At 73.6% G+C, this 24,822-nt stretch carries 23 protein-coding genes; 11 read left to right on the top strand and 12 right to left on the bottom strand.

Annotated features, from left to right (window positions below):
* Positions 1 to 36: 36 nt before the first annotated feature.
* Complete coding sequence (locus tag FRAAL_RS02420) at positions 37 to 1,503, bottom strand: carboxylesterase family protein (protein WP_231861465.1); 1,467 nt, start codon at positions 1,501 to 1,503, stop codon at positions 37 to 39.
* Positions 1,504 to 1,838: 335 nt separating this feature from the next.
* Positions 1,839 to 2,927, bottom strand: a complete 1,089-nt coding sequence (locus tag FRAAL_RS02415; protein WP_011601808.1) for an epoxide hydrolase family protein — start codon at positions 2,925 to 2,927, stop codon at positions 1,839 to 1,841.
* A gap of 75 nt (positions 2,928 to 3,002) precedes the next feature.
* Here FRAAL_RS02415 and FRAAL_RS02410 point away from each other — a divergent pair, with 75 nt between their 5' ends.
* The 3 genes from FRAAL_RS02410 (at position 3,003) to FRAAL_RS02400 (ending at position 4,254) form a co-directional block, all read left to right on the top strand.
* Positions 3,003 to 3,476 carry a MarR family winged helix-turn-helix transcriptional regulator gene (locus FRAAL_RS02410; protein WP_011601807.1) on the top strand — a complete coding sequence of 158 codons (474 nt, stop codon included), beginning with the start codon at positions 3,003 to 3,005 and terminating at the stop codon, positions 3,474 to 3,476.
* 65 nt (positions 3,477 to 3,541) lie between these two features.
* On the top strand, positions 3,542 to 3,838 hold the full coding sequence (locus FRAAL_RS02405) for a type II toxin-antitoxin system Phd/YefM family antitoxin (RefSeq protein ID WP_050996985.1): 297 nt from the start codon (positions 3,542 to 3,544) through the stop codon (positions 3,836 to 3,838).
* Entirely contained in the window at positions 3,838 to 4,254 is a 417-nt protein-coding gene (locus tag FRAAL_RS02400) for a type II toxin-antitoxin system VapC family toxin (protein ID WP_011601805.1), read from the top strand. The genes FRAAL_RS02405 and FRAAL_RS02400 overlap by 1 nt, the downstream gene beginning before the upstream one ends.
* A gap of 402 nt (positions 4,255 to 4,656) precedes the next feature.
* Here the strand turns inward: FRAAL_RS02400 and FRAAL_RS02395 are convergent, their stop codons facing one another.
* Genes FRAAL_RS02395 through FRAAL_RS02385 form a run of 3 tightly spaced genes read right to left on the bottom strand, consistent with a single transcriptional unit; the run spans position 4,657 to position 7,497 of the window.
* Positions 4,657 to 5,463 (bottom strand): FAD:protein FMN transferase, encoded by an 807-nt coding sequence (locus tag FRAAL_RS02395; protein WP_011601804.1) that lies wholly within the window; start codon positions 5,461 to 5,463, stop codon positions 4,657 to 4,659.
* A gap of 58 nt (positions 5,464 to 5,521) precedes the next feature.
* The gene (locus FRAAL_RS30895; protein WP_083866682.1) at positions 5,522 to 6,070 is read right to left on the bottom strand and encodes a hypothetical protein; all 549 of its coding nucleotides are present in this window, start codon (positions 6,068 to 6,070) and stop codon (positions 5,522 to 5,524) included.
* Positions 6,067 to 7,497, bottom strand: coding sequence for a ferredoxin reductase family protein (locus tag FRAAL_RS02385; RefSeq protein ID WP_231861464.1), 1,431 nt, complete (start codon positions 7,495 to 7,497; stop codon positions 6,067 to 6,069). The genes FRAAL_RS30895 and FRAAL_RS02385 overlap by 4 nt, the downstream gene beginning before the upstream one ends.
* Positions 7,498 to 7,824: 327 nt before the next feature.
* On the opposite strand from FRAAL_RS02385, the gene FRAAL_RS02380 reads away from it, so the two are divergent.
* The 5 genes from FRAAL_RS02380 to FRAAL_RS02360 all read left to right on the top strand — a co-directional run bounded on the left by FRAAL_RS02380 (position 7,825) and on the right by FRAAL_RS02360 (position 17,002).
* On the top strand, positions 7,825 to 8,559 hold the full coding sequence (locus tag FRAAL_RS02380; protein ID WP_011601800.1) for a hypothetical protein: 735 nt from the start codon (positions 7,825 to 7,827) through the stop codon (positions 8,557 to 8,559).
* 305 nt (positions 8,560 to 8,864) lie between these two features.
* Entirely contained in the window at positions 8,865 to 12,116 is a 3,252-nt protein-coding gene (locus tag FRAAL_RS02375) for an SWIM zinc finger family protein (protein ID WP_041938716.1), read from the top strand.
* Positions 12,113 to 13,279 carry an ATP-binding protein gene (locus tag FRAAL_RS02370; RefSeq protein WP_011601798.1) on the top strand — a complete coding sequence of 389 codons (1,167 nt, stop codon included), beginning with the start codon at positions 12,113 to 12,115 and terminating at the stop codon, positions 13,277 to 13,279. Before FRAAL_RS02375 ends, FRAAL_RS02370 begins: the two co-directional genes overlap by 4 nt.
* Positions 13,279 to 15,753 carry a DUF5682 family protein gene (locus FRAAL_RS02365; RefSeq protein WP_011601797.1) on the top strand — a complete coding sequence of 825 codons (2,475 nt, stop codon included), beginning with the start codon at positions 13,279 to 13,281 and terminating at the stop codon, positions 15,751 to 15,753. Before FRAAL_RS02370 ends, FRAAL_RS02365 begins: the two co-directional genes overlap by 1 nt.
* Positions 15,746 to 17,002, top strand: coding sequence for a VWA domain-containing protein (locus FRAAL_RS02360; protein ID WP_011601796.1), 1,257 nt, complete (start codon positions 15,746 to 15,748; stop codon positions 17,000 to 17,002). Before FRAAL_RS02365 ends, FRAAL_RS02360 begins: the two co-directional genes overlap by 8 nt.
* A gap of 14 nt (positions 17,003 to 17,016) precedes the next feature.
* Here the strand turns inward: FRAAL_RS02360 and FRAAL_RS02355 are convergent, their stop codons facing one another.
* Positions 17,017 to 17,874, bottom strand: a complete 858-nt coding sequence (locus FRAAL_RS02355) for a helix-turn-helix transcriptional regulator (protein WP_011601795.1) — start codon at positions 17,872 to 17,874, stop codon at positions 17,017 to 17,019.
* Positions 17,875 to 18,078: 204 nt separating this feature from the next.
* Between FRAAL_RS02355 and FRAAL_RS02350 the strand changes: the two genes are divergently transcribed.
* On the top strand, positions 18,079 to 18,837 hold the full coding sequence (locus tag FRAAL_RS02350; protein WP_041938715.1) for an SDR family NAD(P)-dependent oxidoreductase: 759 nt from the start codon (positions 18,079 to 18,081) through the stop codon (positions 18,835 to 18,837).
* Positions 18,838 to 18,953: 116 nt separating this feature from the next.
* On the opposite strand, the gene FRAAL_RS02345 is transcribed toward FRAAL_RS02350, so the two are convergent.
* Genes FRAAL_RS02345 through FRAAL_RS02330 form a run of 4 tightly spaced genes read right to left on the bottom strand, consistent with a single transcriptional unit; the run spans position 18,954 to position 21,647 of the window.
* The gene (locus tag FRAAL_RS02345; protein WP_011601793.1) at positions 18,954 to 19,664 is read right to left on the bottom strand and encodes a helix-turn-helix transcriptional regulator; all 711 of its coding nucleotides are present in this window, start codon (positions 19,662 to 19,664) and stop codon (positions 18,954 to 18,956) included.
* Complete coding sequence (locus FRAAL_RS02340; protein ID WP_011601792.1) at positions 19,661 to 20,668, bottom strand: alpha/beta hydrolase; 1,008 nt, start codon at positions 20,666 to 20,668, stop codon at positions 19,661 to 19,663. The genes FRAAL_RS02345 and FRAAL_RS02340 overlap by 4 nt, the downstream gene beginning before the upstream one ends.
* 59 nt (positions 20,669 to 20,727) lie before the next feature.
* On the bottom strand, positions 20,728 to 21,093 hold the full coding sequence (locus tag FRAAL_RS02335; protein WP_011601791.1) for a VOC family protein: 366 nt from the start codon (positions 21,091 to 21,093) through the stop codon (positions 20,728 to 20,730).
* The gene (locus FRAAL_RS02330) at positions 21,090 to 21,647 is read right to left on the bottom strand and encodes a MarR family winged helix-turn-helix transcriptional regulator (protein WP_083866681.1); all 558 of its coding nucleotides are present in this window, start codon (positions 21,645 to 21,647) and stop codon (positions 21,090 to 21,092) included. The genes FRAAL_RS02335 and FRAAL_RS02330 overlap by 4 nt, the downstream gene beginning before the upstream one ends.
* A 166-nt stretch (positions 21,648 to 21,813) precedes the next feature.
* On the opposite strand from FRAAL_RS02330, the gene FRAAL_RS02325 reads away from it, so the two are divergent.
* Entirely contained in the window at positions 21,814 to 22,656 is an 843-nt protein-coding gene (locus FRAAL_RS02325; protein WP_157734095.1) for a GNAT family N-acetyltransferase, read from the top strand.
* A 14-nt stretch (positions 22,657 to 22,670) separates the two neighbouring features.
* Positions 22,671 to 23,624, top strand: a complete 954-nt coding sequence (gene pip / locus FRAAL_RS02320; protein ID WP_011601788.1) for a prolyl aminopeptidase — start codon at positions 22,671 to 22,673, stop codon at positions 23,622 to 23,624.
* Between the two features lie 64 nt (positions 23,625 to 23,688).
* Here the strand turns inward: pip and FRAAL_RS02315 are convergent, their stop codons facing one another.
* Both FRAAL_RS02315 and FRAAL_RS02310 read right to left on the bottom strand, forming a co-directional pair.
* Entirely contained in the window at positions 23,689 to 24,183 is a 495-nt protein-coding gene (locus FRAAL_RS02315; protein ID WP_011601787.1) for a P-loop NTPase family protein, read from the bottom strand.
* Between the two features lie 81 nt (positions 24,184 to 24,264).
* The gene (locus tag FRAAL_RS02310) at positions 24,265 to 24,648 is read right to left on the bottom strand and encodes a DUF427 domain-containing protein (RefSeq protein WP_041938714.1); all 384 of its coding nucleotides are present in this window, start codon (positions 24,646 to 24,648) and stop codon (positions 24,265 to 24,267) included.
* Between the last annotated feature and the right edge of the window lie 174 nt (positions 24,649 to 24,822).

Below are 24,822 nucleotides of genomic sequence, written 5' to 3'. Positions count from 1 at the left end.
CGTACTCGAAGACGCCGCCAGCCTGCCGGGCAGTCGTCACGGCGCGTGGAGGAGGAGGGGCGGGAAGGAGTGGTCCTGCCAGATCAGGCGGGATCGCTCCTCCGGGTAGGCGGTGACGACCGGGGAGGTGTCGAAGATCTGGGTGAGGCGGTGGTCGCAGTCGTAGGCCGGCCAGCCAGGGTCGCTCCGGGTGGCGAACGTGGTCCAGGCGCTCCGCATCCGCGCCGACAGCGCCGTCGCCTCCGGGGTGGGGCTGTCGCCGATCAGCAGGGCGGGCTGGCCGCTGGTGAGGTTGCCGAACACGAGCGGGACGTCGAGGCCGTGGCAGGCGCCGAGTGCGCCGCCCATGCCCGGGGCCGGCCAGGTCAGCTCGTAGAGGTGCACCCGGCCGCCGCCCGCGACCTGCGCCTGCGCGAGGTGCAGGGTGGGCATCCGAAACAGCCAGTCCGAGTGCACCAGTTCGTACAACTGCTCGGGGCCCGCGTCCGGGTAGGCGTCACGGTAACGGCGGGCGCCGTCCCGGCCGGGGGCGAAGTCCTGCAGCGCGGTCGCCGCCTGGTCGGGTGTCACCTGGCCGAGCAGGCCGGTGAGGGCGGTGAACAGCCGCTGTTCGTCGCGGGTGTGGCCGGCGAGCAGGTCGACGTCCCGGCCGGCGCCGGCGGCCAGGGCCTGCCACGGCGTGGCCGGCAGGACCTCGCCGTCGACGACGGGGGCGAATAGGATCGACCGGAGTGCGGCCTGGCCCCAGCGCCGCGCCCGCGTGGCCATCGTGGCGGCGACGGTGTCCGTGGCGACGGTGTCAGCGGCGACGGTCAGCAGGGCCGGGTCCACAGTGGCCAGGTCCGCGACGGTGGGACGCAGTCCCAGTTCGTCGGCGCAGTCGGCGGCGATGTCGGCGGCGAGCTGCGGCGAAAGGAAGGTGCCCGGCACGCTCTGCGCGATGGCCCTGCGGAACAGCCCGGCCGCCCGAGGCATGGCCAGCAGGGCGGCGACCGATCCGCCGCCGGCGGACTCGCCGAACACCGTGACCTCGTCCGGGTCACCACCGAAGGCGGCGATGTTGTCGCGTACCCATTCCAGCGCGGCGACCTGGTCGAGCAGGCCGCGGTTGGGGGGCGCTCCCGTGATCTGCGCGAAGCCCTCCATCCCGAGGCGGTAGTCGAAGGTCACCACGACCACACCGCCGTCCCGGGCCAGGTGAGCGCCGTCGTACTCGGGCCGGCTGGACGCGCCGATCGCGTACGCACCGCCGTAGATCCAGACCATCACCGGAAGCTTCGCGGCCGGGTCGGGTTCAGGCGACCAGACGTTGACCGTCAGCCAGTCGTCGCCCGGCGTGCCCTCGGCCGACGGGCCCCGGCCGAGCACGTCGGACTGCGGCGGCGGAGGACCGTAGGACAGCGCCGACCGCACACCGTCCCAGCTCGCGGCCGGCCGCGGTGCGGCGAAGCGGAGCCCGCCGACCGGCGGCGCGGCGTAGGGAATGCCGCGGAAGACCGCCACGCCGGACTCCCGGCTCCCGCACAGCGCCCCGCCCGCCACACGGGCCCCGGGCCTGGACCCGGCAGACGCCGGTACAGCACCGACGGTCGTCATCGCTCCTCCAACGCGGACGCTGCGCACTCGTCCGCGATCGCGATCGCGGACGCGGACGCGGACGGCGGAATCATCACGCAGGACCGGGAACGCTCGCCATCCATTTACCGTGCCCTGTCGACGGCTCCACCACAGGACGGCGACCAGGGCGTGCCAGGGGTTGAAGGAGACGGGTGCATCGAGGCACACCAGCGCCGCCAGTGCCTGCCCCAGCCGGGACAGCACTGGCGAGGCTGCTGGCCTCACAGGCGCTGGAAGAAGGCGCGGATGTCGGCGGCGAGCAGTTCGGGCACCTCAAGTCCTGGGAAGTGGCCGCCACGGTCGGCCTCCGTCCACCGGGCGATCGGCATCCGCCGCTCGGCGTACGGACGGATCGGGCGGGTGATGTCCTCGGGCAGGACGAGGACGCCCACCGGTTGGACGGTCCGCCACGAGGGCGGGCCGCCGGTCTCCCGGTGCAGGCGCGGGGCCGAACCGGCGGTCCCGGTCAGCCAGTAGAGCGTCGCGTTGGTGAGCAGCCGGTCGGGACTGATCGAGAAGTCCGCGGCCGCCCACATCGTCATCGGGTCGAGCAGCCAGGCGAGCAGACCGACCGGTGAGTCGTTGAGGGCGTACGCCGGGGTCTGCGGCCGGGTGCCGTTGATCGTCCGAACCGCCGGCTGGTTACGCAGGTAGGCCTCGGTCTGGACGAGCCGCTCCTGGTCTCCCGGGGTCAGCCGGGCGCGGTCCGGGTCGCCGGGCAGCGGTGGGGTCGGGAGGTAGTTGAGGTGGATGCCGACGACGTGGTCGGCGTCGTGCTGGGACAGCGCCCGGGACACCGAGGCCCCCCAGTCTCCCCCGTGGGCGCCGTACCGCCGATAGCCCAAACCACACATCAGCTCCGCCCAGGCACGTGCCACGCGGTCGACATCCCAGCCGCGCTCGCGCGTCGGGCCGGAGAAGCCCCAGCCCGGAATCGACGGGACGACCAGGTGAAACTCGGCCGAGAGCGGCCCGATCACGTCGAGGAACTCCACGATCGAGCCCGGCCAGCCGTGGGTCAACACCAGCGGGAGCGCCTCCGGCCGCGGGCAGCGCACGTGCAGGAAGTGGATCCGCTGGCCGTCGATCTCGGTGACGAACTGCGGATGGCTGTTCAGCTCGGCCTCCGCCGCACGCCAGTCGTAACGGCGGCGCCAGTGGTCGGCCAGGTCCCTGACTCTGGCCAGCGGCACGCCGAACTCGTCGCCGACGCCCGGCAGCTCGTCGGGCCAGCGGGTGCGGTCGAGGCGTGCCTGCAGGTCGTCGAGGTCGGCCTGCGGCACGTCGACACGGAAGGATTGGATCCTCACCGTTAGTCCTCCTAACGTTTGTCGCACCAACGTAAATCGTTGGTGGGACGAACGCAAGGCGCTACGATGTGGTTCATGCCGGAGCGCGGCCGTCACGGGTCGATCGACCCCACCGCCGTCCCCGCGCGCCTACGGTCGCTGGCCACCCGGCTCCTCGGCCGGGGCGCGGTGCACGCGGACCGGATCTCGCACGCCCGCCTCGCGGCGGTGGGGGCGACGCGGTGGCAGTACGCGACGCTTGTGACGCTCCGCGACGCCGGCCCGGCGAGTCAGGCCGCGCTCAGCGAGCGCACCGGCATCCACCGCAGCGACATGGTGGCCGTGCTGGGCGGCCTGACCGAGGCCGCGTACGTGGAACGCACCCCCGACCCCGCCGACCAGCGCCGCAACATCGTCACACTGACCCCGGCCGGGCGCTCCCGGCTGCGCACCCTGGACCGGCTCGTCGACCAGACCCAGGACGAGCTGCTCGCCCCGCTGACCCCGACCGAACGCGCGGAGCTGATCCGCCTCCTGCAACGCATAGACGATCATCACTCGACACGCTGACACGGCTGGCGGGCAGGCATGAGGCCGCGGAGGCACAGCGCTGTACATGTAATAACGTGGAGCGCATGACAGCGTTGCCAGACGGCGGCCAGCCTCGGGTGGGGATGCGCGAGCTCTCCCAGCGGACCGCCAAGGTTCTCGCGCTGGTCCGCGCGGGTGCGACGGTCGAGGTGACCGACCGAGGCAGAATCGTTGCGAGAATCGTTCCGGCGGAGGACGACCGCTACGAACAGCTTGTCGCCGCCGGCCTGATCCGCCAGGCCACCGGTCCGTTCAACCCTGCGCATCTACCGGAGCCGGCGGCCAATCCGACCGGCCGTTCCACCGACGAGTGGCTCGCCGACCTGCGCGGCGAGGGCTGATGCCGACGCGGATCTATCTCGACACGTCCGCCCTGGCAAAGATGTTCATCGCCGAGAAGGAGTCAGATGACCTTCGTCAGTGGCTCGTCGAGCAGGTGCAGCCGCTGCGTCTCGTCTCGTCGGCCCTGCTCGCAGTCGAACTGACCCGGCTGCTCGGACTGATCAACCCAGCCATACTCGGCCTGGCGGAGTCCTTCCTTTCCAGCGATGTGGATCTCGTGCAGATCACTCCACCGCTGCTCGCCGACGCTTCCCGCGTGCCTCCGGCCCGGTTGCGGACCCTCGACGCGATCCACCTGGCGACAGCGCTCGACCTCAGAGACTCTCTGGACATCGTGCTCAGCTACGACAAGCTGCTCATCGAGGCCGTGAGCGCGTCCGGCCTGGTACCCGCGTCGCCCGGCGCCGAGGCTTAGATCCCGTCGCCGCAGCGGACGACCAGTTTTCCACGGGTGCGCTCGCGCAGGAGATCGACACAGGCCTGGGCACCGTCCGCGAGCTGGTATCGCCGACTGATCGGGGTCTTCCGCCACTTCGCCAGCAAGGAGAACCTGGTTGCCGCGATCCTCTGTGACCAGCTCGATCGTCTTTCCGCCGCCGGGACGGCGCTGCTGACGGCGGCCGATCCGAAACCGATCCCCTGCCCAGTCCGGCGCCGGCCCGACCCGCCCTCGGCGGATGACCACGGCCATGCCGCCCGAGTGGACCAGGACGGAGCACTCCTCTCGGCTGCACCGCCCGGGTCCGCTGCGGCCAGGCCGCACATTCGGACGCCTCGGGACCGAGCGGGACACGCCCGTCCGACGGGAATCCACCCGCTACAGTGCCGGCATTCCCAGCTGCTGTCTCCCGGCGGCCAGTTGACCGGGGAAGGCCTTGCCGGCGCGGATCCGGCCGGTTGTCGTGACGGTAAGCCACGCCCAACCCGCCCGAGTGAACTCCGCGAGCAGGTCGCCCGTATCCGACCCGGCGGCGAGCGCCGCGGTCGCGTAGGCGTCCGCCACGGTCAGGTCGGACCCGACGACGGTCACGGAGGCCAGACCGCTCGCGGGCACGCCGGTCGACGGGTCGACGACGTGGCTGCCACGCTCCGCGATACCGGACGTGGCCACGGCGAGATCGGTGCCTTCGACGACCGCGACCAGCCCGCCCCGGTCGAACGGGTCGACGATGCCGATCCGCCAGGGCTTGCCGGACCCCGATCCCTCGGCTGACGATCCCTCGGCTGACGGTCCGGCCGCGCCGCGGATCCGCAGGTCGCCGGCCGCGTTGACGCAGTGGTCCGGGGCGCCGGCCTCGATCAGGGCGGCGGAGGCCGCATCGGCGGCCCAGCCTTTCACCAGCCCGGTGGGGTCGAGGGTGCCGTCCCGCCGCCAGGCCGGGTCGAACCAGCCGCCGGTGGCGTCCCGGCAACGCCCGGCCAGCCGATACACCTCGCGCACGTGCTCCGGGCAGTCGGCGAGGTCGACCTCGCCCCGCCGCAGCCGAGACACCCAGGACTCGGGCCGGAACGTACTGAAGTCCTCGTCCGCCTGATGCAGGACGGCGACGGCCGTCTCGATCGCCGCGTCGAGGGCCGGCGGCGGCAACGGGGTGCGCACGTCGATGCTGACGACCGTGCCCATCACCGGCTCGGGGTGAACCCGGCCGGTCCGGCCCGCTGGCCTCGGCGCGTTCGTCGGGCTAGGCACCGAGCTTGTCCAGTACCGACTGGACGGACCATGCATACCCGTAGCTGGTGAATGATGCGCCGGAGACCGAATCGATCTTCGCGCTCTGCGCGTCGAGGACCTCCTGCCGCAGGAGCGGCACGGCGTACTCGTTGATCTGGCGGTCGCGTGGATCCTGATCCGGCACTACCACCGGCACCACGTCGACGATCGTGCTGCCGGCCAGGACGACGTCGACCTGTACCGGCCCGAACCTGGTGTCGATCGCGTCCCCTCGCACGGTCTGTCGGGCGCTGGAGCCGCCGGAGCCGGCCGCACTACCGGAGCCGGACGAGACGGATGGGTCGGGCGCGGCGGATGCCTCGGACGGGTCGGAATCGGGTGAGGCCGAGGGGGCGGCGTCGGCTGCCGTGGCCCGGTCAGGCGGCGCGGACGCCAGCGCGGAGCTCGGTGCGGACCCGTCGCCGGAAATCGTCTTGACGCCGACGACGAGGACGACCGCGCTCGCCAGGGCGGCGAAGCCGAGTGGACCCCGGTAGCGGCGACTGCCGATGTCGTTCATCGCAGGCTGTACTCCTCCGTGTGGATCTGACCCGTCGGGACGCCGAGATCACGCAACCCGCGTGCGACAACCGCCGTCATCCCGGGGGGTCCACAGACAAAGACGTCACGCTGCGCGACGTCCGGTACGGAGACGGCGATGATGTCGGATGCGAGCGGGTCGTAGCCGAGTTCCCGCCGGCTGCCGACGACCTGGTGGAACACGAGGCGCCCGTGAGCGGCGAGAAGCGACAGCTCGCCGCCGAGCGGCAGATCGTCCGGCCGGCTCGCCCGCTGCAGGACGATGACGTCCCAGCCCCGGTTGACGAGGTCCTCGGCCACCGCCCGGACGGGCCCGATGCCGCTGCCACCGCCGATCAGCAGCGCCTTGCGTGCGGGGGCGTGGGCGTGGGCGTGGGTGAAGTGCCCGAACGGCCCTTCCGCGAGCACGCGGGTTCCGGGCCGGAGCCGGGCGAGGTCCCTGGACTGGTCGCCGAGATCCTTCACGGTGATCCGCAGCAGGTCCGGATGCGGGGGCATCGACAACGAGTAGGCGTGCGCGGACGCCCACTGCCCGCGGGCGAGGAACCGCCACAGCAGGAACTGCCCGGGAAGTGCGCCGAGCTGGTCCAGCCGCCGCCCCCGAATCCAGACGGACACGACCCCGGCTGCCTCCACCACCACCCGGTCGACGGTCATCCGGTGTCGCAGGTCGGCCCGCGCCGGCAGGACGATCCGCCAGACCACGAGGCAGGCGGCCACGGCCAGGTACAGGGCCGTCCACAGCAGCCTGTTCCGGGGATGGTCGACGAAGTCCTCGCCGCTCGCGATCTGATGGAAGAAGGTGAGCGCGACTGCCGCGTAGACCGTCAGATGGACCGCGTACCACGCCTCATACGAGATCCGGGCGCGCAACGACCAGGCGCTGCTGATCCCCACGGCGACGAACAGCAGTGCGCCGATGGTCGCCTCCCACTCGTCCGGGTACCGCGTGATCACCGTGACGAGTTCGGACAGCGGCTGCTCGTGCGCGCTCAGCCCGTAGCCCCACACCGTCAGCAGGACGTGCCCACCGATGAGGAGCACGATGTTCGTGCCCAGCCCTCGATGCCAGGACGCCAGCCGGTCGAAGCCGATCGCCCGCTCGAGCGCCGGCACCCTGGCCATCAACATCAGTTCCACCAGCACGAGATAGGCGGCCAGCAGGCCGGCCACCCGGCCGAGCGCGGTCATCGTGGCCGCCGCCGTCTGCACCCGGGACGAAGGCGTGTCCACCCACCACAGGGCGATGACGGCGACGCCGACCGCGGTGAGCCCGAGGCGCACCGCCAGATCGGGAAGCCGATCCTCGGACAGCAGATCGCGCGACCACGCCGTGACGCGCGGCCGCCTGGGTTTCAGCCCGAGGCGAGCGTGCGGCTCGGGCGCCGGAGGAGGCATCCACGTCATGTGGCAACGTTGGGCGAAAAGGCTGAAAAGTGGCTGACCTCGGTCGCTGTTGAACCTGAAAAGCACCTGTGGGTCAACCGGAGAACCCACCCCGGTCTCCGCCCGCCGTGTGTCGACCACCGTGCGTGTCCGCTTCGCCGGCTGGCTGCGCCCGGATCCGGGGCGTTTCGCAGGTCGCCGTCGGGAACGTGCCGGCTCGGGGGTGGTCGGACGGCCGCGACTTCGCGATCTTCTTGATCTCCCGGTGTTCCAACCGCCGTCGTCACCTCGCGCAACCGGACGAAAGCCCGAACGGAACCGGCGCCCTCAGGTAAAATCTTTCGCGGTATGCCGAGAAAATCGGACGAGGTGACGCCGGCCGAAGCGACACGGTTGAAGGCGTACTGGTACGCGGTCCGCAAGCCCCGGGTGGTCCACGAGGCCGGGGTGGTGTCGCTGGTTCTCCCCGGGTACTTCGGTGACCGTCCATGGTCCATCCCGGTAGATCGGGTTGCCGTGCGCGACCTGAGCAGCGCGCCGCTACCGGAGGACATCCCAGAACCCGAGCCGGTTCTGGCCCGTCAGGTGACGATTCCCTACCTGTTCACCACGGGGCCTTTGACCCTGCCGAACCTGCTGCTGATGTTCACCGAGCCGCAACGGGTGCCACCGCTTCGGCTCGGGCCCGCGATGGCGCCGAACTCCGACCTTCCGTTCGGTTACTTCTCGACGCGGGCGGAGCGCGGGGCCTACGTCGACGGCGTGAAGCTGCGTGCCGAGAACCCATCGGGGCTGGAGCGACTCCTGCTCGCCGCCGGAGCCACCCGGTTCGAGGACCCGGTCCGATGGCTGCACCGGCACCGGCAGGTGATCACGGATGCGGCCGATCAGGAGAGGATCACCCGCCGCCGCGTCGTCGGACACCGGATCCAACTGGCCGCCGCGTTCGTCTGGGTCCCGGCCGTCATCGGCGAGGAGGCCCTCATCGGCGAGGACGGACCCCTCTGGGCCATCCTGTTGCTCCTGGCCGTCATCGTCGGGACGCTCGGGCTGAGCGTGGTCGGCGGCCGGCGCGCGCGATAACCACCGTGGCCCTCCCGCAGCCCGGTGGCGCCAACCATCTGCCGTGCCGGTCGGCAGCGCAGGCAAAGCGTGGTCTCGCCGGGGAGCCGGGTCCCGCCAGGTAGGTGAGGCCCACCTTCCTCGGCCGGGTTGAGCGGCTCGGGTGCGGTGTGAGAATTCAGACCTGCGGATGGTTGAACCATTTTACGTAGTGCCTATTCACTGCATGGCACCTCGGCCACCAGCGCCGCCGGTCGGATCGAGGGCCTTCGTCCGGGTGCTTGCGCCGGGCAAAAGTGTCGGAGGTCGGGGCCAGACTCCCTGGCATGTCGCTGACACCTGTCTCGGCCATGAGCCGCGAGGCCGTCCTCACGTTGGCGCCCGATTCGGCTTCCGCCCGGGCGGGCGAACGGCTCGGTAGCACCGGAAGCTGGTCGGGCCTCGGCATGTCCAACCAGGCGCTGTGGGGGGCGTGCCGGGGAAGCGGAGCCACGCCGTACCGGGTGGTGGTGCTGGCCGGCGCCGAGTTCGCGTCCTCCTGCACCTGCCCGAGCCGGAAGTTCCCCTGCAAGCATGCCCTCGGCCTGCTGTTCCTCGCCTGTGCCACCCCGGCCGCGCTGGCCACCGGCGACGATCCGCCGGACTGGGCCGCGGACTGGCTCGCCCGGCGGGCCGCCCGCGCCGCGCGGGCAGCCTCACCGGAGGCGGCACCGGGTGAGGCCGCGGGAACGGGCAAGGCCGGAACCGGTGGGAAGGCCGGGGCGTCCCGCGCCACGTCGGCGGCGCGCACGCAGGCCCGCCGCGACGCCCGGGTCGACGCCGGGGTCGCGGAGCTGAGCCGCTGGCTGGTCGATCTCGCCCACGGCGGGCTCGGCGCCGCCCAGGTCCAGCCGGCCTCCTGGTGGGAGGCGACCGCGGCGCGGATGGTCGACGCGCAGGCTCCGGGCCTGGCCGAAGTCGTCCGCGACATGGCGCGGATCGCCGCGGCGGGCGGTCCCGACTGGCCGGCGCGGCTCACCGACCGGCTCGGCCGCCTGTACCTGCTCTGCGAGGGCTGGTCGAGGCGGGGGGAGGTGGAGCCCGCGCTGGTCGACGTCGTGCGCGACCGGATCGGCTTCTCCCGCAGCGCCTCGGACGTGCTCGCCGGCGAGCGGCTCGCCGGGCCGATCGACGTCCTCGGCGAGCGCCGGTTCACCACCGGAAAGCTGCAGGGGCGGCGGCAGTGGCTGCGGGTGGCCGGGATCGAACGGCTCGCCCTGCTGGTCTCCTACGGCTCCGCCAAGGAGGTCCCGCCGCCGACTCTGCCTGTCCTCACCCGCTTCCAGGGTGAGGTAGCCGCGTATCCGGGGCGTCGTCCGACCAGGGTGGCCCTCGCCGAGACCACCACGGCACCGCAGCCACTCGCCGAACTGGCCGCCACCGACGCCGGTGACACCGCCGGGACCTGGCAGGAGGCACTGGCGGCGCTCACCCCGGCGTTGGCGGCGGACCCGTGGGCCGACCCCGTCGCGTTCATCGTCCGGCAGCTCACCGTGCTGCCACCCATCGTCGACGCCCACGACAAGGCGCCGACGGGCGCGGTGGCACGGAAGGGCCGACAGGGCGGGGGCCCGTCGGGCGTCGGTGCTCGCTGGCTGCTGCGAGACCGGGCCGGTCAGGCCCTTGCGCTGACAGCCGACGCGGGCGCCCGGTGGGGTTGGCACCTGCTGGCCCTCGGCGGCGGCCACCCCCTCGACCTCGGAGTGGAGTGGGACGGGTTCGAGCTGGTGCCGTTGGCGGCGATGGCGTCCCGGCCGCAGCCCGGCACCGGCCTGCCCGCGCGGACGGGCGCCGCGGATCCTGGGGCCGAGCCCCCAGTACCCCCCGGGCAGCCCGCCTGTCCGCGACCGACGCCGGGATGGTCGAGCCTGGTCGACGCGGCTGTCGTCGGCTCGGCGCGTGCCGCCGTGCCCGTCCTCCCCGACCTCGGGGACGCTGCCGGCTCCGGCGGAGGCGGCGGTGGAAGCGGCGGCGGAGGCGGCGCGGCGGGGGACGGGCCCTCGCGCGCCACCGCTCTGCTGCGGACGGCGGCCCTCGCGTCCTGCGCGCGCCGCGCCGGCCTGTTCGCCGCCGACGCCCGTGCGCTGCCGGCCCCCGCCCCCGCCCCGCCCGAGCGGGCTCCGACGCTGGCGCCGCACGCGGCGCGCATCGTCGAGGGCGCGCTGGACGGATCCGAGCCCGCGGGGACCCGCCAGTACCTGGAGCTGATGGCCGAGGGAGGGTGGCGCGTTCCGGATCTCCTGCTGGCGGGGCTGCTGTCGCGGGGCCTGCGGGATGTGGCGATGCGCGCCCCGATCGCCAGGGTTCTGGGTGAGCGCGGGCGGTGGCTCGCCGGCCTGCACCCGGACGGCCGGTGGGTCTCGCGCACCCGCCTCGCCGACTGGCCGACCGCGAGCGCCCTCGAGCGGCGCACGCTGGTGCAGGAACTGCGGCAGCGCGACCCGGCCGCCGCGGTGACGCTCCTGCGCGGCCCGGCGGACGATCCCCCCTTCGCCGCGTTCGACGCGGCCGGCGCCGCGGAACGCCTCGCCTTCTGCGAGGCGCTGCGGGTCGGTCTCGGTCCCTGGGACGTCGACCTGCTCGACCATGCCCTTGACGACCGGCGCGAGGACATCCGCCGGGCCGCGGTCGAGATCGCTCTGCTCCTGCCCGGCTCCGGGCTGCAGGCACGCGCCGAGGCGCGCACCGAAGGAATGATCACGTCACGGCGCGGCAGGCTGGGCGGGCGCCACCATCTCGAGATCACCCTGCCGGCCGAGTGCAGTGACGAGATGCGCCGCGACGGCATCAGCGACACGGATCCGGCCAGCTTGATCCTCGGCAGGGCGACGGCGGGCGAGGTCATGTTCGTGGCCGAACTCGCCCGCGTCGATCCGACCGTGTGGACGCGCCGCACCGGGCTGACCCCGAAGGAGTTCCTCGATGCCGGGGCCGACCTGCCCGGGGCACGCCATCCGGTGAGCCAACTGCTGAGCATCGGGCTGCTGCCCGCCGTCCTGCGCCATGGCGATCCCGGCTGGGTTGCGGCGCTGCTGCCCCACGTCGGGCGGACGTACCAGGGGCGGCTGCTCGCCTGCCTGGCCGAGCCCGCCCGCACGCAGGCTCTCACGGACACGCTGCGCGGGCTGAGGCTCGACTCCTACCACCCAGACGGGTCAGCCGCCCGAGACCAGGACGGGCGGTGGCCGGACACGCCGGTCGAGCGGATCACGACGCTGTTGACCGCGGTGCCCGGCCCGTGGTCCGAACCGTTCTCCCGGGCGGTGTGGACCGCGCTCACCGCCCTGTCCGCACGTCACTACTCCGACGACTACCTCCTGCGTGAGCTCATCGGACCCATGGCCTGGGCGTTGCATCCCGACACCGATCTCGGCGATCCCAATCCGGATCGGCCGAGGTACCTGGATCTCGACGGGCGCACCCGGCTGACCACGATCCTCGGCGCCCGACGGCGGCTGCGCGCCGCACTGACCGACCCACCCCCCGCCGACACCGCGCCGACCCGCCCGGTGCACCTGCCTCAGGAAGGCCCCTCATGACCCTGGCGCCCCCGTCCACCAGCACCGCCACGCCCGACGCCGGTCCCACCGCGGACAGCGCGCCGCTGCTGCGTCCGCACGCCGAGCAGGCGTACGCCGGCGAACTCGCCGCGCTCACCGCCGCCGACACCAGGGCACGCCCGCCGTCGTGGCGGCTGTCGCCGTGGGCGGTCGTCACCTACCTGCTCGGCGGCGTGCTCGACGACGGGACGGTCATCTCCCCGAAGTACATCGGTTCCCGGCGCCTCGTCGAGGTCGCGGTCGCCACCCTCGCCACCGACCGGGCGCTGCTGCTGCTCGGCAGCCCCGGCACCGCGAAGAGCTGGCTGTCCGAGCACCTCGCCGCCGCGGTCAGCGGCGACTCGACCCTCGTCGTGCAGGGCACCGCCGGCACCTCCGAGGACGCCGTCCGCTACGGCTGGAACTACGCCCGCCTGATCGCCGAGGGGCCCTCCCCCGATGCGCTGGTGCCCTCGCCGGTGATGCGCGCGATGACCCGCGGGTCGATCGCCCGGGTCGAGGAGCTCACCCGGATGGGCGCCGAGGTGCAGGACGCGCTCATCACCGTGCTGTCGGAGAAGACCCTGCCCGTGCCCGAGCTGGCCAGCGAGGTGCAGGCCGTCGCCGGATTCGCCGTGATCGCCACCGCCAACGACCGGGACCGCGGCGTCAACGAGATGTCCTCGGCGCTGCGCCGCCGGTTCAACACCGTCGTGCTGCCGCTGCCCGCCAGCGAGGACGCCGAGGTGGAGATCGTCACCAGGCGGGTCGCCGACCTCGGCCGGACGCTGGCGCTGCCGGACGAGCCACCGGCCGCGAGCGAGGTGCGCCGCGTCGTGCAGATCTTCCGGGAGCTGCGCGCCGGCGTCACCCGCGACGGGCGCACCACGCTGAAGTCCCCGACCGCCACCCTGTCCACGGCCGAGGCGATCAGCGTGATCACCGGGGGCATCACACTGGCCACCCACTTCGGCGACGGCCGACTGCGAGCCGAGGACGTCGCCGCCGGGCTCGTCGATGCGGTGATCAAGGATCCCGCGACGGATCCCGTGGCCTGGCGCGAGTACCTCGAAGGCGTGGTCCGGGACCGGAAGGGCTGGTCGGACCTGTACCGGGCCTGCCGTGACCTGGACGACGACGCGCGCGTCCCCGGCGACGCCTGATGACCGTCACCGTTCTGGGGGTGCGCCACCACGGCCCCGGTTCGGCGCGTGCGGTGCGGGCGGCGCTCGCCGAGCTCGATCCGGACCTCGTCCTCGTCGAGGGGCCGCCCGAGGGGGACAGCGCGCTCGTCCACGTCGGCGCGCTCACCCCGCCCGTCGCGCTGACCGCCTACGCCGTCGACGAGCCGCGCGACGCCGCCTTCTGGCCCCTCGCCGAGTTCTCCCCCGAGTGGCAGGCCCTGCTGCACGGCCGCGCGGCGGGCGTGCCCACCCGGTTCATCGACCTGCCCTTCGGGCACGACCTGGCGTTGCGCCGGCGCGACGCCGAGACCGACTCCGACGAGGACACGGGGGAAGCCGACGAGGACACGGCGGAAGCCGACGAGGACACGGGGGAAGCCGACGAGGACACGGTCCCGGAGCTGGTGGCCGACCCGCTTGGCTGGCTGGCGTTCGCCGCCGGCCACGACGACCCGGAACGATTCTGGGAGGACCTCGTCGAACACCGCCGGCCCGCGAGCACCCCGACGGCCGGCGCGGGCGGCCGTTCCCCGGGTCTGGAGCTGTTCGCCGCCGTGGCCGAGGCCATGGCGGCGCTGCGCGATCCCGACCACCAGCCCGGTCCGGCTGCGTCGCGGGGAGCGCACGCTCGGCGGGAGGACCTGCGGGAGGCGCACATGCGCCTGGCGATCCGTGCGGCCAGCACCGGCGCCGACGCCGCTGCGCGGGTTGCCGTGCTCTGCGGTGCGTGGCACGTCCCGGCGCTGACCGGCCGGACGGGCCGGACCACCGTCGCGGCGGACCGTGAGCTGCTGCGCGGCATCCGGCCGGTGCGCACCACCACGACGTGGGTGCCGTGGACGCACGCGCTGCTGAGCGCCGACTCCGGCTACGGCGCCGGCGTCACGTCACCGGGCTGGTACCACCACCTGTGGACCGCCCCCGACCAGGTCGGCGCCCGGTGGGTGGCCCGCGTCGCGGCGCTCCTGCGCGCCGCCGACCTGCCCGCCTCGACGGCCTCGGTGGTGGAGACCGTGCGGCTGGCCGAGGCCCTCGCCGCGGTGCGCGAGCGAGCCGTCCCAGGGCTCACCGAGCTGACCGACGCGGTGCTGGCCGGGCTCTGCGCCGGTGACCCGGTGCCGCTGGCCGTCGTCCGCGAACAGCTCGTCATCGGTGACGTCGTCGGCGCCGTCGGCCCCGACGTGCCCACCGTGCCGCTGGCCGCCGACGTCGCCCGCACGCAGAAGAGGCTGCGGCTCGCACCCACCCCGGTGGAGAAGCCACTGCGCCTGGACCTACGCCGCGAGCTCGACCGGGAACGCAGCGCCCTGCTGCACCGGCTGCGCCTGCTCGACGTCGACTGGGGCATCCCCACCGCGACCAGCAGCACCGGCACGTTCGCCGAGGGCTGGACGCTCGCCTGGCAGCCGACGTTCGCGCTGGCACTCGTCGTGGCCGCCCGGCACGGTGCGACCGTCGAGGACGCCGCGGGCGACGTCGTCGCCGAGCGCACCCGGGCAGCGCCCGACCTCGCCGCCATCACCGGGCTGTTCGAGCAGGTGGTCCTCGCGGACCTGCCCGCCGCGCTGGAGGCGGTGCGCGCGGGGCTCGAACAGCGCGCGGCCACGACCGGCGACGTCGCCCACCTCATGCTGGCACTGGCCCCGCTGGCCCGGGTCCACCGCTACGGCGACGTGCGCGGCACCGACACCGGCCTGGTCGTCGGGCTGACGACGAGCCTGATGACCCGCATCTGCGCGGGGCTGCCGGCGGCCTGCGCAAGCCTCGACGACGACGCCGCGGACGCCATGGTCGCCGCCGTCGACACCGCGGACACCGCCTTCGGGCTCGTCGCCGACCCCGAACACGTCGCCCGGTGGCACGCGGCGGTCGGCGTCGCCGCCACCACGGCCGGTGGTAACCCGCTGGTTGCCGGGCGGTGCACCCGCATCCTGTCCGATGCCGGCCGGCTCACGCCCGCGGCGGTGGCGACCAGGCTGGCGCGGGCGTTGTCCGCGGCCGGCGGCGCCCCCGCGGACGCCGCGCACTGGCTCGCGGGCTTCCTCGGCCGGTCCGGCGCGGTGCTCGCCCGTGACCCCGCGATGCTCTCGCTCGTCGACACCTGGCTGGCCGGCCTCGACGGGGACGCCTTCACGGTCGTCCTCGCGCCCCTGCGCCGCACGTTCGCCGCCTTCGCCGGCCCGGAACGCCGCCTGATCGGCGAACGGGTCCGCTCCGGCCTGCCCCGGCCGACCGCCGAGCCCCCGGGCGGCGCCGTGACAGACCCGGCAGACACCACGAGCCCGGGAGGGAGTCCGGCCACGGCCAGACCGCCGACCGGGGCGATCCCGCCCGGCGACGGCCCGGCCTGGGACCCCGCTCGGGTCGCGATCGTGTTGCCCACCCTCGCCGCCCTGCTCGGCCCCGACAGCGCAGCGCCTGCCCGCGCGGAGAAGGAACACACCGATGCCTGACCCCACGATCACCGACGTCGACGGTCCGCCACCGGCACGGTCCGCCCACGGCGAGACGGACAAGACGGAGGTGACGGAGGAGGAGCGGCTGCGGCGGTGGCGGCTGGTCCTCGGGGCGCCGGCGGCGCCCGCGTTCGGCCCGGCGCGGGCGCTGTCGAAGCGGGACGCCGACATCGACGCCGCGCTGGGCGCGCTCTACGACGCCGACGGCGAATCCGGTGGCGGTCGCGGCCGGGAGCGCTCGGCGGGGCTCGGCGGATCGGCGCCGGCGGTGACCCGCTGGCTCGGCGACATCCGCGACTACTTTCCGTCGTCGGTGGTGCAGGTCCTCCAGCACGACGCCGTCCAGCGGCTGGGGCTCGCGCAGCTGCTCATGGAGCCCGAGCTGCTGGCGGCGGCCGAGCCCGACGTCCACCTGGTGGGCACGCTGCTGTCGTTGCGTTCGGCGCTGCCCGAACGCACCCGGGAGACCGCGCGGAGGGTGGTCCGCATGGTCGTCGAGGACATCGAGCGGCGGTTGGCGCAGTCGCTGCGCTCGGCGGTGTTCGGCGCGCTGAACCGCGGCGAGCGTGCCCGCACCCCACGGCTGCCCGACGTCGACTGGAACCGGACGATCCTCGCCAACCTGCGCAACTACCAGCCCGAGCAGCGCACCGTCATCGTCGACCGACTGGTCGGATACCAGCGGGCCCGGCGGGTGGCCGCGTTGCGCGACGTCATTCTGCTCATCGACCAGAGCGGCTCGATGGCGTCGTCGGTCGTCTACGCCGGGGTGCTTGGCGCGTCGTTGGCGAGTATCAGGTCCCTGAGCACCAGGCTGGTCGTCTTCGACACGTCTGTGGTGGACCTGACCGACTCCCTCGACGACCCCGTCGACGTGCTCTTCGGGGTCCAGCTCGGCGGCGGCACCGACATCGACCGCGCGGTCGGCTACGGCGCGAGTCTCGTGCGCCGGCCCGCCGACACCGTCCTCATCCTCATCAGCGATCTCATCGAGGGCGCCGACCAGTCGTCGTTGATCGCCCGGCTGCGTGCGCTGGTCGACGCCGGGGTCACCGTCATCGTGCTGCTGGCGCTGTCCGACGACGGCGCCCCCGCCTACGATCACCAACTCGCGGCGACCTGCGCGCAGCTCGGCGCGCCGGCCTTCGCCTGCACCCCGGACAGATTCCCCGAGCTGCTGGCCACGGCGCTGCGCCGGGAGGAGGTCGGCCGGTGGGCAGCGCTGCACGGCCTCGTCCCGGCCTGACCCGGCGGCCGGCGTCAGCGCGAACGGCCAGGTGCCAGGAAGGTCTGGGTGCCGAGGACGGCGAGCATCTCCAGGCGTTCACCCGCCCCCGAACCGGGCTGCGGGCGGAACAGGACCAGTCGCTGGCCGGACGGCGGGCTGACCACCGCGTCGCACTCCAGGTCGAGCCGGCCGACCTCGGGATGGAGGAGCACCTTGCGGGTGGTCCGCCGCACCGCCACCTCCTGGCGGGCCCACACCTCGCGGAACTCGGCGCTGGCCGCCGAGAGCTCGGCGACGAGGGATCGGACCGCCTCGTCCTCATGCCGCCGGCCAAGCGTGACGCGCAGGTCCGCGACGTGCTCGCGGCCGAGCGTGTCGTGCTGGTCGGCGAGGTATCGCGCGCGCAGCTCACCGTCGGTGAACCAGCGCCACAGGAAGTTGTGCGCCCGACCCGGCGCGCGGGCGATCGGGCCGAGCAGCGCGATGTTCAGCGGGTTCTGCGCCACGACGTTGGCGAGGTCGTCGGAGATGAGCGCTGGCACGGTGGGCGCAAGTGCGTCCAGCACGCACATCAGGCCGGCGTCGGCGTAGCCGAGCGAGCAGTGCCGCGGCGGGGCCTCGTGGCCGGCCAGCAGGTAGACGTGGTCGCGCTCGTCCAGCGTGAGGCGCAGCGCCCGCGCGATCGCGCCGAGCATCGACGGCGACGGCCTCGGCCCACGGCCCTGCTCAATCCGCTCGTAGTAGTCCGTCGACATGTCGGCGAGCACGGCGACCTCGTCGCGGCGCAGACCGGGCGCCCGCCGCCGACCACCGGCGACCAGCCCGACGTCCGACGGCCGCAGCAGCTCCCGCCGGTGACGAAGGAATGCACCCAGCTCCTGGCGCTGCACGGCGGTACCTCCGCGTGTTCCACTCGACGGCTTCCACGCGGCCGTGCGCCCACGGCCCGTCCGACCTCCCCATCATGACCGCGGCCGGCCGGACTATCCCCGGACTCGCGATCCGGGGATGACCGAGACTCCGCTGACGGCCGGCGGAGGTGCCAGGGTGGTTGACGAGCACCACAGGCGTGTCACGGGAGAAATGAGGAACTCATGTCCGACAGCAGAATCGCCCTGATCACCGGCGCGAGCCGCGGCCTCGGGCGCAGCATGGCCACCCACCTCGCCCGCGCCGGGGTGGGCGTCATCGGCACCTACAACAGCCGCAAGGACGAGGCCGACCGGCTCGTGGCGGAGCTCGAAGGGCAGGGGGTGCCCGCGGCGGCGTTGCAGCTCGACGTGGGCAACAGCGGCGACTTCGCCCGATTCGCGGCCGACGTCCGCACGACGCTCGCCGGCCTCGGCGCCGAGCGCCTCGACTACCTCGTCAACAACGCCGGCGTCGGCCTCTACGCGCCGTTCACGGAGACGACCGAGGACCAGTTCGACGAGTTGTTCCGGATTCACGTCAAGGCGCCGTTCTTCCTGACGCAGACGCTGCTGCCACTGCTGGCCGACGGCGGACGCATCCTCAACGTCTCCTCCGGCCTGGCCCGCTTCACCCATCCTGGCACCTCCGCCTACGCCGCCGCGAAGGGGGCGATCGAGGTCCTGACCAGGTATCAGGCCAAGGAGCTCGGCGAGCGAGGTATCCGGGTCAACGTACTCGTGCCGGGGGCGATCGCCACCGACTTCGGCGGCGGCCGGCTCCGGGACAACGCCCAGCTCAACGAGGCGGTCGCGAGCGCCATCCCGCTGGGCCGCGTGGGCGAGGCCGAGGACATCGGCGCGGCCGTGCCGCTGATCCTCGCCGATGGCTTCGGCTGGGCCAACGGCACCCGTATCGAGCTGTCCGGCGGCCAGAACCTCTGATCCACCGCTGTCCCACCTCACCCGGCGCCGCCCCACCCAGCTCCCCGCCGGCCTCTCCCGCCCGCCGCCGGACCGGTCCTACCCGGGCCGCGTCGGCGCGGATCGGGCTGGCTGCGTCAGGGGGCCAGGCTGTCCAGCACGGCCGGAGTGACCGCGCCCGTGGCGGCCGAGCCGAGCAGGTCGGCGAGCTCGCGGCGGGGGGCGGCCTGCCCGGTCGGGGCGGCGGCGCGAATCCGGTCGAGCCGGAAACCGCGCGGGGCGCGCCGCAGGCGGCACCAGGCCACCAGGTACCAACGGCCCTCGGCGGCGAGCAGGCCGGCCGGCTCCACCTCCCGCTCCGAGGTGCGCCCGCCGGCGTCCAGGTAGCTCAGCGACAGCACCTCCCGCCGGGTCAGGGCCCACTCCACCGCGCCGCGGACCGTTGGGTCGAGCCGGGACGGCAGGGCGACGATCTGGGCGGCCAACTCGTGCGCCTCGACGAGGGCCTGGCCGGACAGGGACGCGGCAATCTTCCGCATCGCGCCGCGGATGCCGTCGGCGAACGGCGCGGAGCCCTCCGCGGCGGCCAGCGCCGCGGCCACCGCCAGGGCCTCCCCTGGCGTGAACCCGATCGGCGGCAGGGTCATCGCCGGGTCCACGGACCAGCCGCCGCCGCGCCCGGTGGCGCTGTAGACGGGGGCGCCTGTCTCCGCCAGCGCCTTCAGATCCCGCTGCACGGTGCGCTCGCTGACCTCCAGACGTCGCGCGAGCACCGGCACCGTGACGGGACGCGGCGCCACCGCCCGCAGCTCCTCCATCAGCGCATAGAGCCGGTCCGTTCGGGTCACGGCCGGAGGCTACGTCCCGCCCCCGACAGGAACTCGGTCTGCCGGCGCAGCTCCCGTTCGGTGATGGTGAGGGGGAACAGGGTGAACCCGTGCATCGCCCCGGCCACCACCTCCAGTTCCACCGGCAGTCCGGCGGCCCGCCAGCGCGCGGCCATGAACAGTGAGTCGTCGCGCAGCGGATCGTCGGTGCCGACCACGAAGCGCGCCGCGGGCATGCCCGCGAGGTCCGCGTACAGCGGGGACACGTCCGGGTCGCGCCGCTGCTCGGGCGTCCGACCGGGGACGAACGCGTCGTAGGTCCCCCGTAGCGAGTCGGTGTTGCTCACCAGCCGGCGGGAGCCGAACAGGCGCTGGCTCGGCGTCATCGACAGGTCGTACGGCCCGAACGTCAGGTGGGCCGCCCGAAACGCCCCCGTGATCGCGTGTCGGTCCCGCAGCCGCAGCAGGCTGGTCAGCGACAGGTGCGCGCCGGCGGACTCGCCGCCGATGAGCAGCCGGTCGGTGCCGAACTCGACCGCGGCGTTGCGGACCAGCCACAGCGCGGCCCGTTCGCAGTCGTCCAGCGCCGCCGGGTACGGGTGTTCGGGCGCGAGGCGGTAGTCGACGCTGAGCACGGCGAGCCGGGCGGTGCGGGCGAGGTCCCACAGCTGCTCGTCCTGCCCGTCGGCCGAGCCGAACATCCACGCGCCGCCGTGGATGTGCAGGTAGGCGCCCTCGACGACGGGCGGGACGAAGACCCGCAACCCGACCCGCACCCCGTCGACCTCGACCTGCCGGTCGTGCGCCTCGGCCAGGCGCACCGGCGGCGCCTCGCCACCCACCCGGTTACGCCGCAACGTCGCCAGCGTCGCGGCGTCCACCCCTCGGCTGCGGTCCGGCACGGAGCCCGCCTTGGCCTCGAACGCGGCGTTGAACGCCTCGGTCTCGGCGAGACAGTCGAGCCCGGTCGTGACGAGGGAATCGTTACGGACAGCGGACGGCGGCGCGATCGCGAACTCAGTCATGATTCGATCGTTGCCCCGGCCGGCGACAACCTACTGTCACCCTTCCGCCGTGACCATCGTCACGGAACGGTGGTGAAGAACTCGTAGGCGATGCCGTCGGGGTCACGGATGTAGACGCCCCGGCCGCCACCGAGGTGGTTGATCTGACGGTCGACGGTCCGCGGCGCCGAGCCCCAGGCCAGGCCGGACCGCCTCGCCTGGTCGAGGGCGACGTCGAAAGTGACGTCGTCGACCAGGAAGGCGTAGTGGCCGGGACGGGCGCCGAGCCGGTCATCGAAGTCGAGGGTGAGCTCGTCGTTGACGCGGACCGGAACAAAAGGACCGGCCGGTTCGCCCGCCTCGACACCAAGCAGGGCGGCGAGCAGCCGGGCCGAGCGTTCCTTGTCGGCCACCGGGACGATGGTGTGGTTGAGCACGACAGTCATGGGCGTACCTCCAATGCGGTCCGAGTGGCCGGCATGGCGGCGGTCGGTGTGGTTGTGGCAGTCGGTGTGGTCGTGGCAGTCGGTGTGGTCGTGGTGGCCGGCGTGGTCTCGGCGGCCAGGCGGGCGAGGTAGGCGGCGAAGCGGCGGGCGTCGTCGGCCGGCCAGTCCGCCACGAGCCCGGCAAACATGCGCTCCTGCCAGGCGCGGGCGGCGGCGAGCAGCTCCGCGCCGGCCGGGGTGACGGCGAGTTCGGCGCGGCGCGCGTCCGCGGGCGAAACGCTCTTGGTCACCAGTCCGGCGGACACGGCGGCGGCAAGCATCCGGCTGGCGTTCGACCGGTCGAGCCCGAGCTCCGCGGCGACGTCGACGATCTGGGCGCGGCCGTCACGGCTTGCGGCATCGATCGCCGTCAGGACAAGGACGTGACCGGTCCGGTCGACGTCCTCGCCGGCCGCGGCGGTGGCCGTCCATCGCCGTGACCAGAACCTGACCAGCCGGAACAGCGCGGGTCCGCCCGGCGCCACATCATCGGCGCCATCAATATCTGTGCGCATCGCATAGATATTACATGCGAATCGCATACGATTGCCGGGATCTTCTGACGGTCTGGAGAAGCGTGCCGTCGATCCGACCCGGGCGGTGCCTGGCCAGGGGCCATAGTCGACGGAGCTACCGGGGCCGGCATCGATGTCCCGTACCAGACAGGCGGGAGGCGGACGCATGACTGGGACCGGGCATGGGACCGGGCAACCGGCGGGCACGAGCACAGCTACGACGCTGCCGGGGCAGGAGACGCTGCTCGCCAGCTGGGCGGCCCTGGCCCGAACATCACCGGGCGCCGGGCTGGTCCACCCGCCCGGTGCGGTCGCGGCGGTCTTCCCGGACTGGGCGCCGCTGAACAACGCGATCCTGCTCGACGACGTGGCCACCGCGTCGACGGTCGCGGGCCGGCTGGGCAGGCTGTACGCCGCGGCCGGCGTCGACACGTGGGCGCTGTGGATCCCGAGCCGGGCGACGGACCTCGACACCCCCGACGAGCCGCGCACGGTCGACGGGCCGTGCACGGTCGACGGGCCGTGCACGGTCGACGGGCTCACTCGTGACACCACGACGCTCGTCATGCGGGCCGTGCTGCAACCTGGGCCGACCCGGACCGACGGCGTCGTCCGCACCTCGATCGACGCGGCCATCCGGGCCGCCGACGGGCCGCTCGACGCGGCCGAACTCGGTTTACCGGAGGCGGTGCCGGGCCTGGCCGCCTGGGCCCTGCTGCGCGACGGAGCCGCGGTGGCGGGCGCCTGGAGCTTCCGGCACGGCGCCGACTGCGGGATCTACACGGTCGGGACGGCCCCGGCCTGGCGACGGCGCGGCCTGGCGACGGCGCTGCTGCGCCACGTGCTCGCCGTCGCCGAACAGGACGGGGCGCGGACCGCGACCCTGCAGTCGACGCCGATGGCCCGTGGCCTCTACGCCGCCCTCGGCTTCCTCCCGGTCGGTCGCTACGAGGAGTGGGTCCACACGATCGGAATCCCGACCACTGCCGGTACCCACCGTGACCAGTAGGCCAGGATTGGCCGATGGGATCGCAGTATCCGCCGATCGAGCCGTACGACACCGGGATGCTCGACGTCGGCGACGGCAACCTCGTCTACTGGGAGGTCTGCGGCAACCCGGCCGGCAGGCCGGCGCTGGTCGTCCATGGCGGGCCGGGTTCGGGCTGCTCGCCGCAGGCGCGCCGGTGGTTCGACCCGGACCGCTACCGGATTGTCCTGTTCGACCAGCGCGGCTGCGGCCGCAGCACCCCGCATGCCGGCGACCACGACACCGACCTGCGGCACAACACCACCGGCCATCTGCTGGCGGACATGGAGCTGCTCCGCGAGCACCTCGGGATCGACCGGTGGTTGCTGTACGGCGCCTCGTGGGGTTCGACGCTCACCCTGGCCTACGCCGAGCGCCACCCGTCCCGGGTGTCGGAAATCGTCCTTGTGGCCGTGACGATGACCCGCCGCCGCGACGTCGACTGGCTCTACCGCGGCGTGGCCCGGTACTTCCCCGCGGAGTGGGAGCGGTTCCGCGACGCACTGCCGCCCGCGGACCGCGACGGCGACCTCGTCGCCGGCTACGCGCGCCTGCTTGCGGATCCGGACCCGGCGGTGCGTCAGCGGGCCGCCGACGACTGGTGCGCCTGGGAGGACGCGGTCATCTCACTGGAGTCGAACGGGCAGCCGGGCGCGTACGGCAGCCGCCCACAGCGGGCGAGGCTCGCGCTGGCGCGGATCTGCTCGCACTACTTCGCGCACGGGGCCTGGCTGGACGAAGGCGTGCTGCTACGCGACGCCGGCCGGCTCGCCGGCATCCCGGGGGTGCTGATCCACGGCCGCCATGATCTGGGCGGCCCGTTCCGCGTCGCCTGGGAGCTGGCCCGTGCCTGGCCGGACGCCGACCTCGTCCCGATCACCGATTCCGGCCACACCGGGAGCGAAACCCTGGGCCGGTACCTGCGCGACGCGCTCGACCGGCTCGCCTGACCCGACCGGCTCACCTGACCCGACCAGCGCGCCTGACCCGTGCCGGCGGGCCAGGCGCGGGCGCTCAGGAGGCGCTGGTCGTCCCGCGACCGGCCGTGGCCGCCACCAGGGCGACGAACCGTTCCAGTTCCCGCGGGTTGCGCACCACGTGGAGCTTCGCGGCGGCGCGGCGCGCCGAGATCCGGGCCATGACCTGCGGGAGGCTGCGGCGCCGATAGCCGATCGTCCACCGCCAGAACTCGAGGTTCTCCCTTGAGCGCCGCAACGCCCGCCAGGCGCAGCGGGGCAGGGAGAAGTCGAGCACGACGATGGTGTCCGCGGCGGCGAACCGGTCCAGGGACACCTCGTAGGGCCCGAGATCGCCATCCATGATCCAGGCATCCGCCCGGACGGCCTCCCGCTCGGTCCTCGTCCACTCCTGCGGCAGGCTGGGCCGCGGCCCGGGGCGCCAGAAGAGCTGGTCCAGCTCGATCACGGGAATGCCGGTGATCTCCCCGAGCCGGCGGGCGAGGGTGGACTTCCCGGCCCCGCCACGGCCGAGGATGACGATCCGCCGCATACCGCGAGCCCTACTGCCGACGGGACCTGCGCTCGCGACCCCGGCCGAAGCGAAGCCGCGAAGGATGCCGCGCCGCCGGGTTCACGCGGCGGCGTCGGGGAGGGTGATCTCCACGCGGTCGGCGTAGAAGGCGATCCGGCCGGCGATGTCCGCGACGGCCGGGTAGGGGGTCTCGTAGGTCCAGATGACGTCGCGCAGCGTCGTGCCGTCCGAGGTCTCGACGCTGTAGTAGCTCGCGTCGCCCTTGTACGGGCAGTAGCTGGTGGTGTCGCTGCGGCGCAGCACGCTCTGGTCGACGTCGGCGATCGGTATGTACTGCACCGGCGGATAGCTGGCCTCGCGCAGCGTCCGCGAGTCATGCGAGTCGGCGACGACACGCCCGTCGATCCGGACGACCACCCGCCCACCGGTCGGCTCGACGGTGATCGGATGATCGGCGTTCGGCAGCAGGACCGTTCGCGACATCGGACTTCCTCCAGACCGGCTGGGCCCGCAGGCGGACCCGCGGATGCGGACACCTCGGCGGCGAGCAGCCGACGAGGGCGGCCCGACCGGCAAGGGCGAAACTCGGCGCGAACAAAGGCTCCGCCGCATCGCGGGAGCCGTCAACCCTGCTCCCGCACAGCCCTCACGAGGTGG

This window comes from Frankia alni ACN14a (assembly GCF_000058485.1).
Classification (GTDB): Bacteria; Actinomycetota; Actinomycetes; order Frankiales; family Frankiaceae; genus Frankia; species Frankia alni.
This window is presented reverse-complemented; position numbering and strand designations above follow the sequence as displayed.

Excerpts from the sequence above, each read along its gene's own strand:
- FRAAL_RS02400 (WP_011601805.1), top strand. The coding sequence starts at position 3,838 with ATGCCGACGCGGATCTATCTCGACACGTCCGCCCTGGCAAAGATGTTC.
- FRAAL_RS02325 (WP_157734095.1), top strand. The coding sequence starts at position 21,814 with ATGACTGGGACCGGGCATGGGACCGGGCAACCGGCGGGCACGAGCACA.
- FRAAL_RS02360 (WP_011601796.1), top strand. The coding sequence starts at position 15,746 with ATGCCTGACCCCACGATCACCGACGTCGACGGTCCGCCACCGGCACGG.
- FRAAL_RS02385 (WP_231861464.1), bottom strand. The coding sequence starts at position 7,497 with ATGACGTGGATGCCTCCTCCGGCGCCCGAGCCGCACGCTCGCCTCGGG.
- FRAAL_RS02330 (WP_083866681.1), bottom strand. The coding sequence starts at position 21,647 with ATGCGCACAGATATTGATGGCGCCGATGATGTGGCGCCGGGCGGACCC.
- FRAAL_RS02405 (WP_050996985.1), top strand. The coding sequence starts at position 3,542 with ATGACAGCGTTGCCAGACGGCGGCCAGCCTCGGGTGGGGATGCGCGAG.
- FRAAL_RS02380 (WP_011601800.1), top strand. The coding sequence starts at position 7,825 with ATGCCGAGAAAATCGGACGAGGTGACGCCGGCCGAAGCGACACGGTTG.
- pip (WP_011601788.1), top strand. The coding sequence starts at position 22,671 with ATGGGATCGCAGTATCCGCCGATCGAGCCGTACGACACCGGGATGCTC.
- FRAAL_RS02370 (WP_011601798.1), top strand. The coding sequence starts at position 12,113 with ATGACCCTGGCGCCCCCGTCCACCAGCACCGCCACGCCCGACGCCGGT.
- FRAAL_RS30895 (WP_083866682.1), bottom strand. The coding sequence starts at position 6,070 with ATGAACGACATCGGCAGTCGCCGCTACCGGGGTCCACTCGGCTTCGCC.
- FRAAL_RS02350 (WP_041938715.1), top strand. The coding sequence starts at position 18,079 with ATGTCCGACAGCAGAATCGCCCTGATCACCGGCGCGAGCCGCGGCCTC.
- FRAAL_RS02340 (WP_011601792.1), bottom strand. The coding sequence starts at position 20,668 with ATGACTGAGTTCGCGATCGCGCCGCCGTCCGCTGTCCGTAACGATTCC.
- FRAAL_RS02310 (WP_041938714.1), bottom strand. The coding sequence starts at position 24,648 with ATGTCGCGAACGGTCCTGCTGCCGAACGCCGATCATCCGATCACCGTC.
- FRAAL_RS02365 (WP_011601797.1), top strand. The coding sequence starts at position 13,279 with ATGACCGTCACCGTTCTGGGGGTGCGCCACCACGGCCCCGGTTCGGCG.
- FRAAL_RS02375 (WP_041938716.1), top strand. The coding sequence starts at position 8,865 with ATGTCGCTGACACCTGTCTCGGCCATGAGCCGCGAGGCCGTCCTCACG.
- FRAAL_RS02315 (WP_011601787.1), bottom strand. The coding sequence starts at position 24,183 with ATGCGGCGGATCGTCATCCTCGGCCGTGGCGGGGCCGGGAAGTCCACC.
- FRAAL_RS02410 (WP_011601807.1), top strand. The coding sequence starts at position 3,003 with ATGCCGGAGCGCGGCCGTCACGGGTCGATCGACCCCACCGCCGTCCCC.
- FRAAL_RS02395 (WP_011601804.1), bottom strand. The coding sequence starts at position 5,463 with ATGGGCACGGTCGTCAGCATCGACGTGCGCACCCCGTTGCCGCCGCCG.
- FRAAL_RS02335 (WP_011601791.1), bottom strand. The coding sequence starts at position 21,093 with ATGACTGTCGTGCTCAACCACACCATCGTCCCGGTGGCCGACAAGGAA.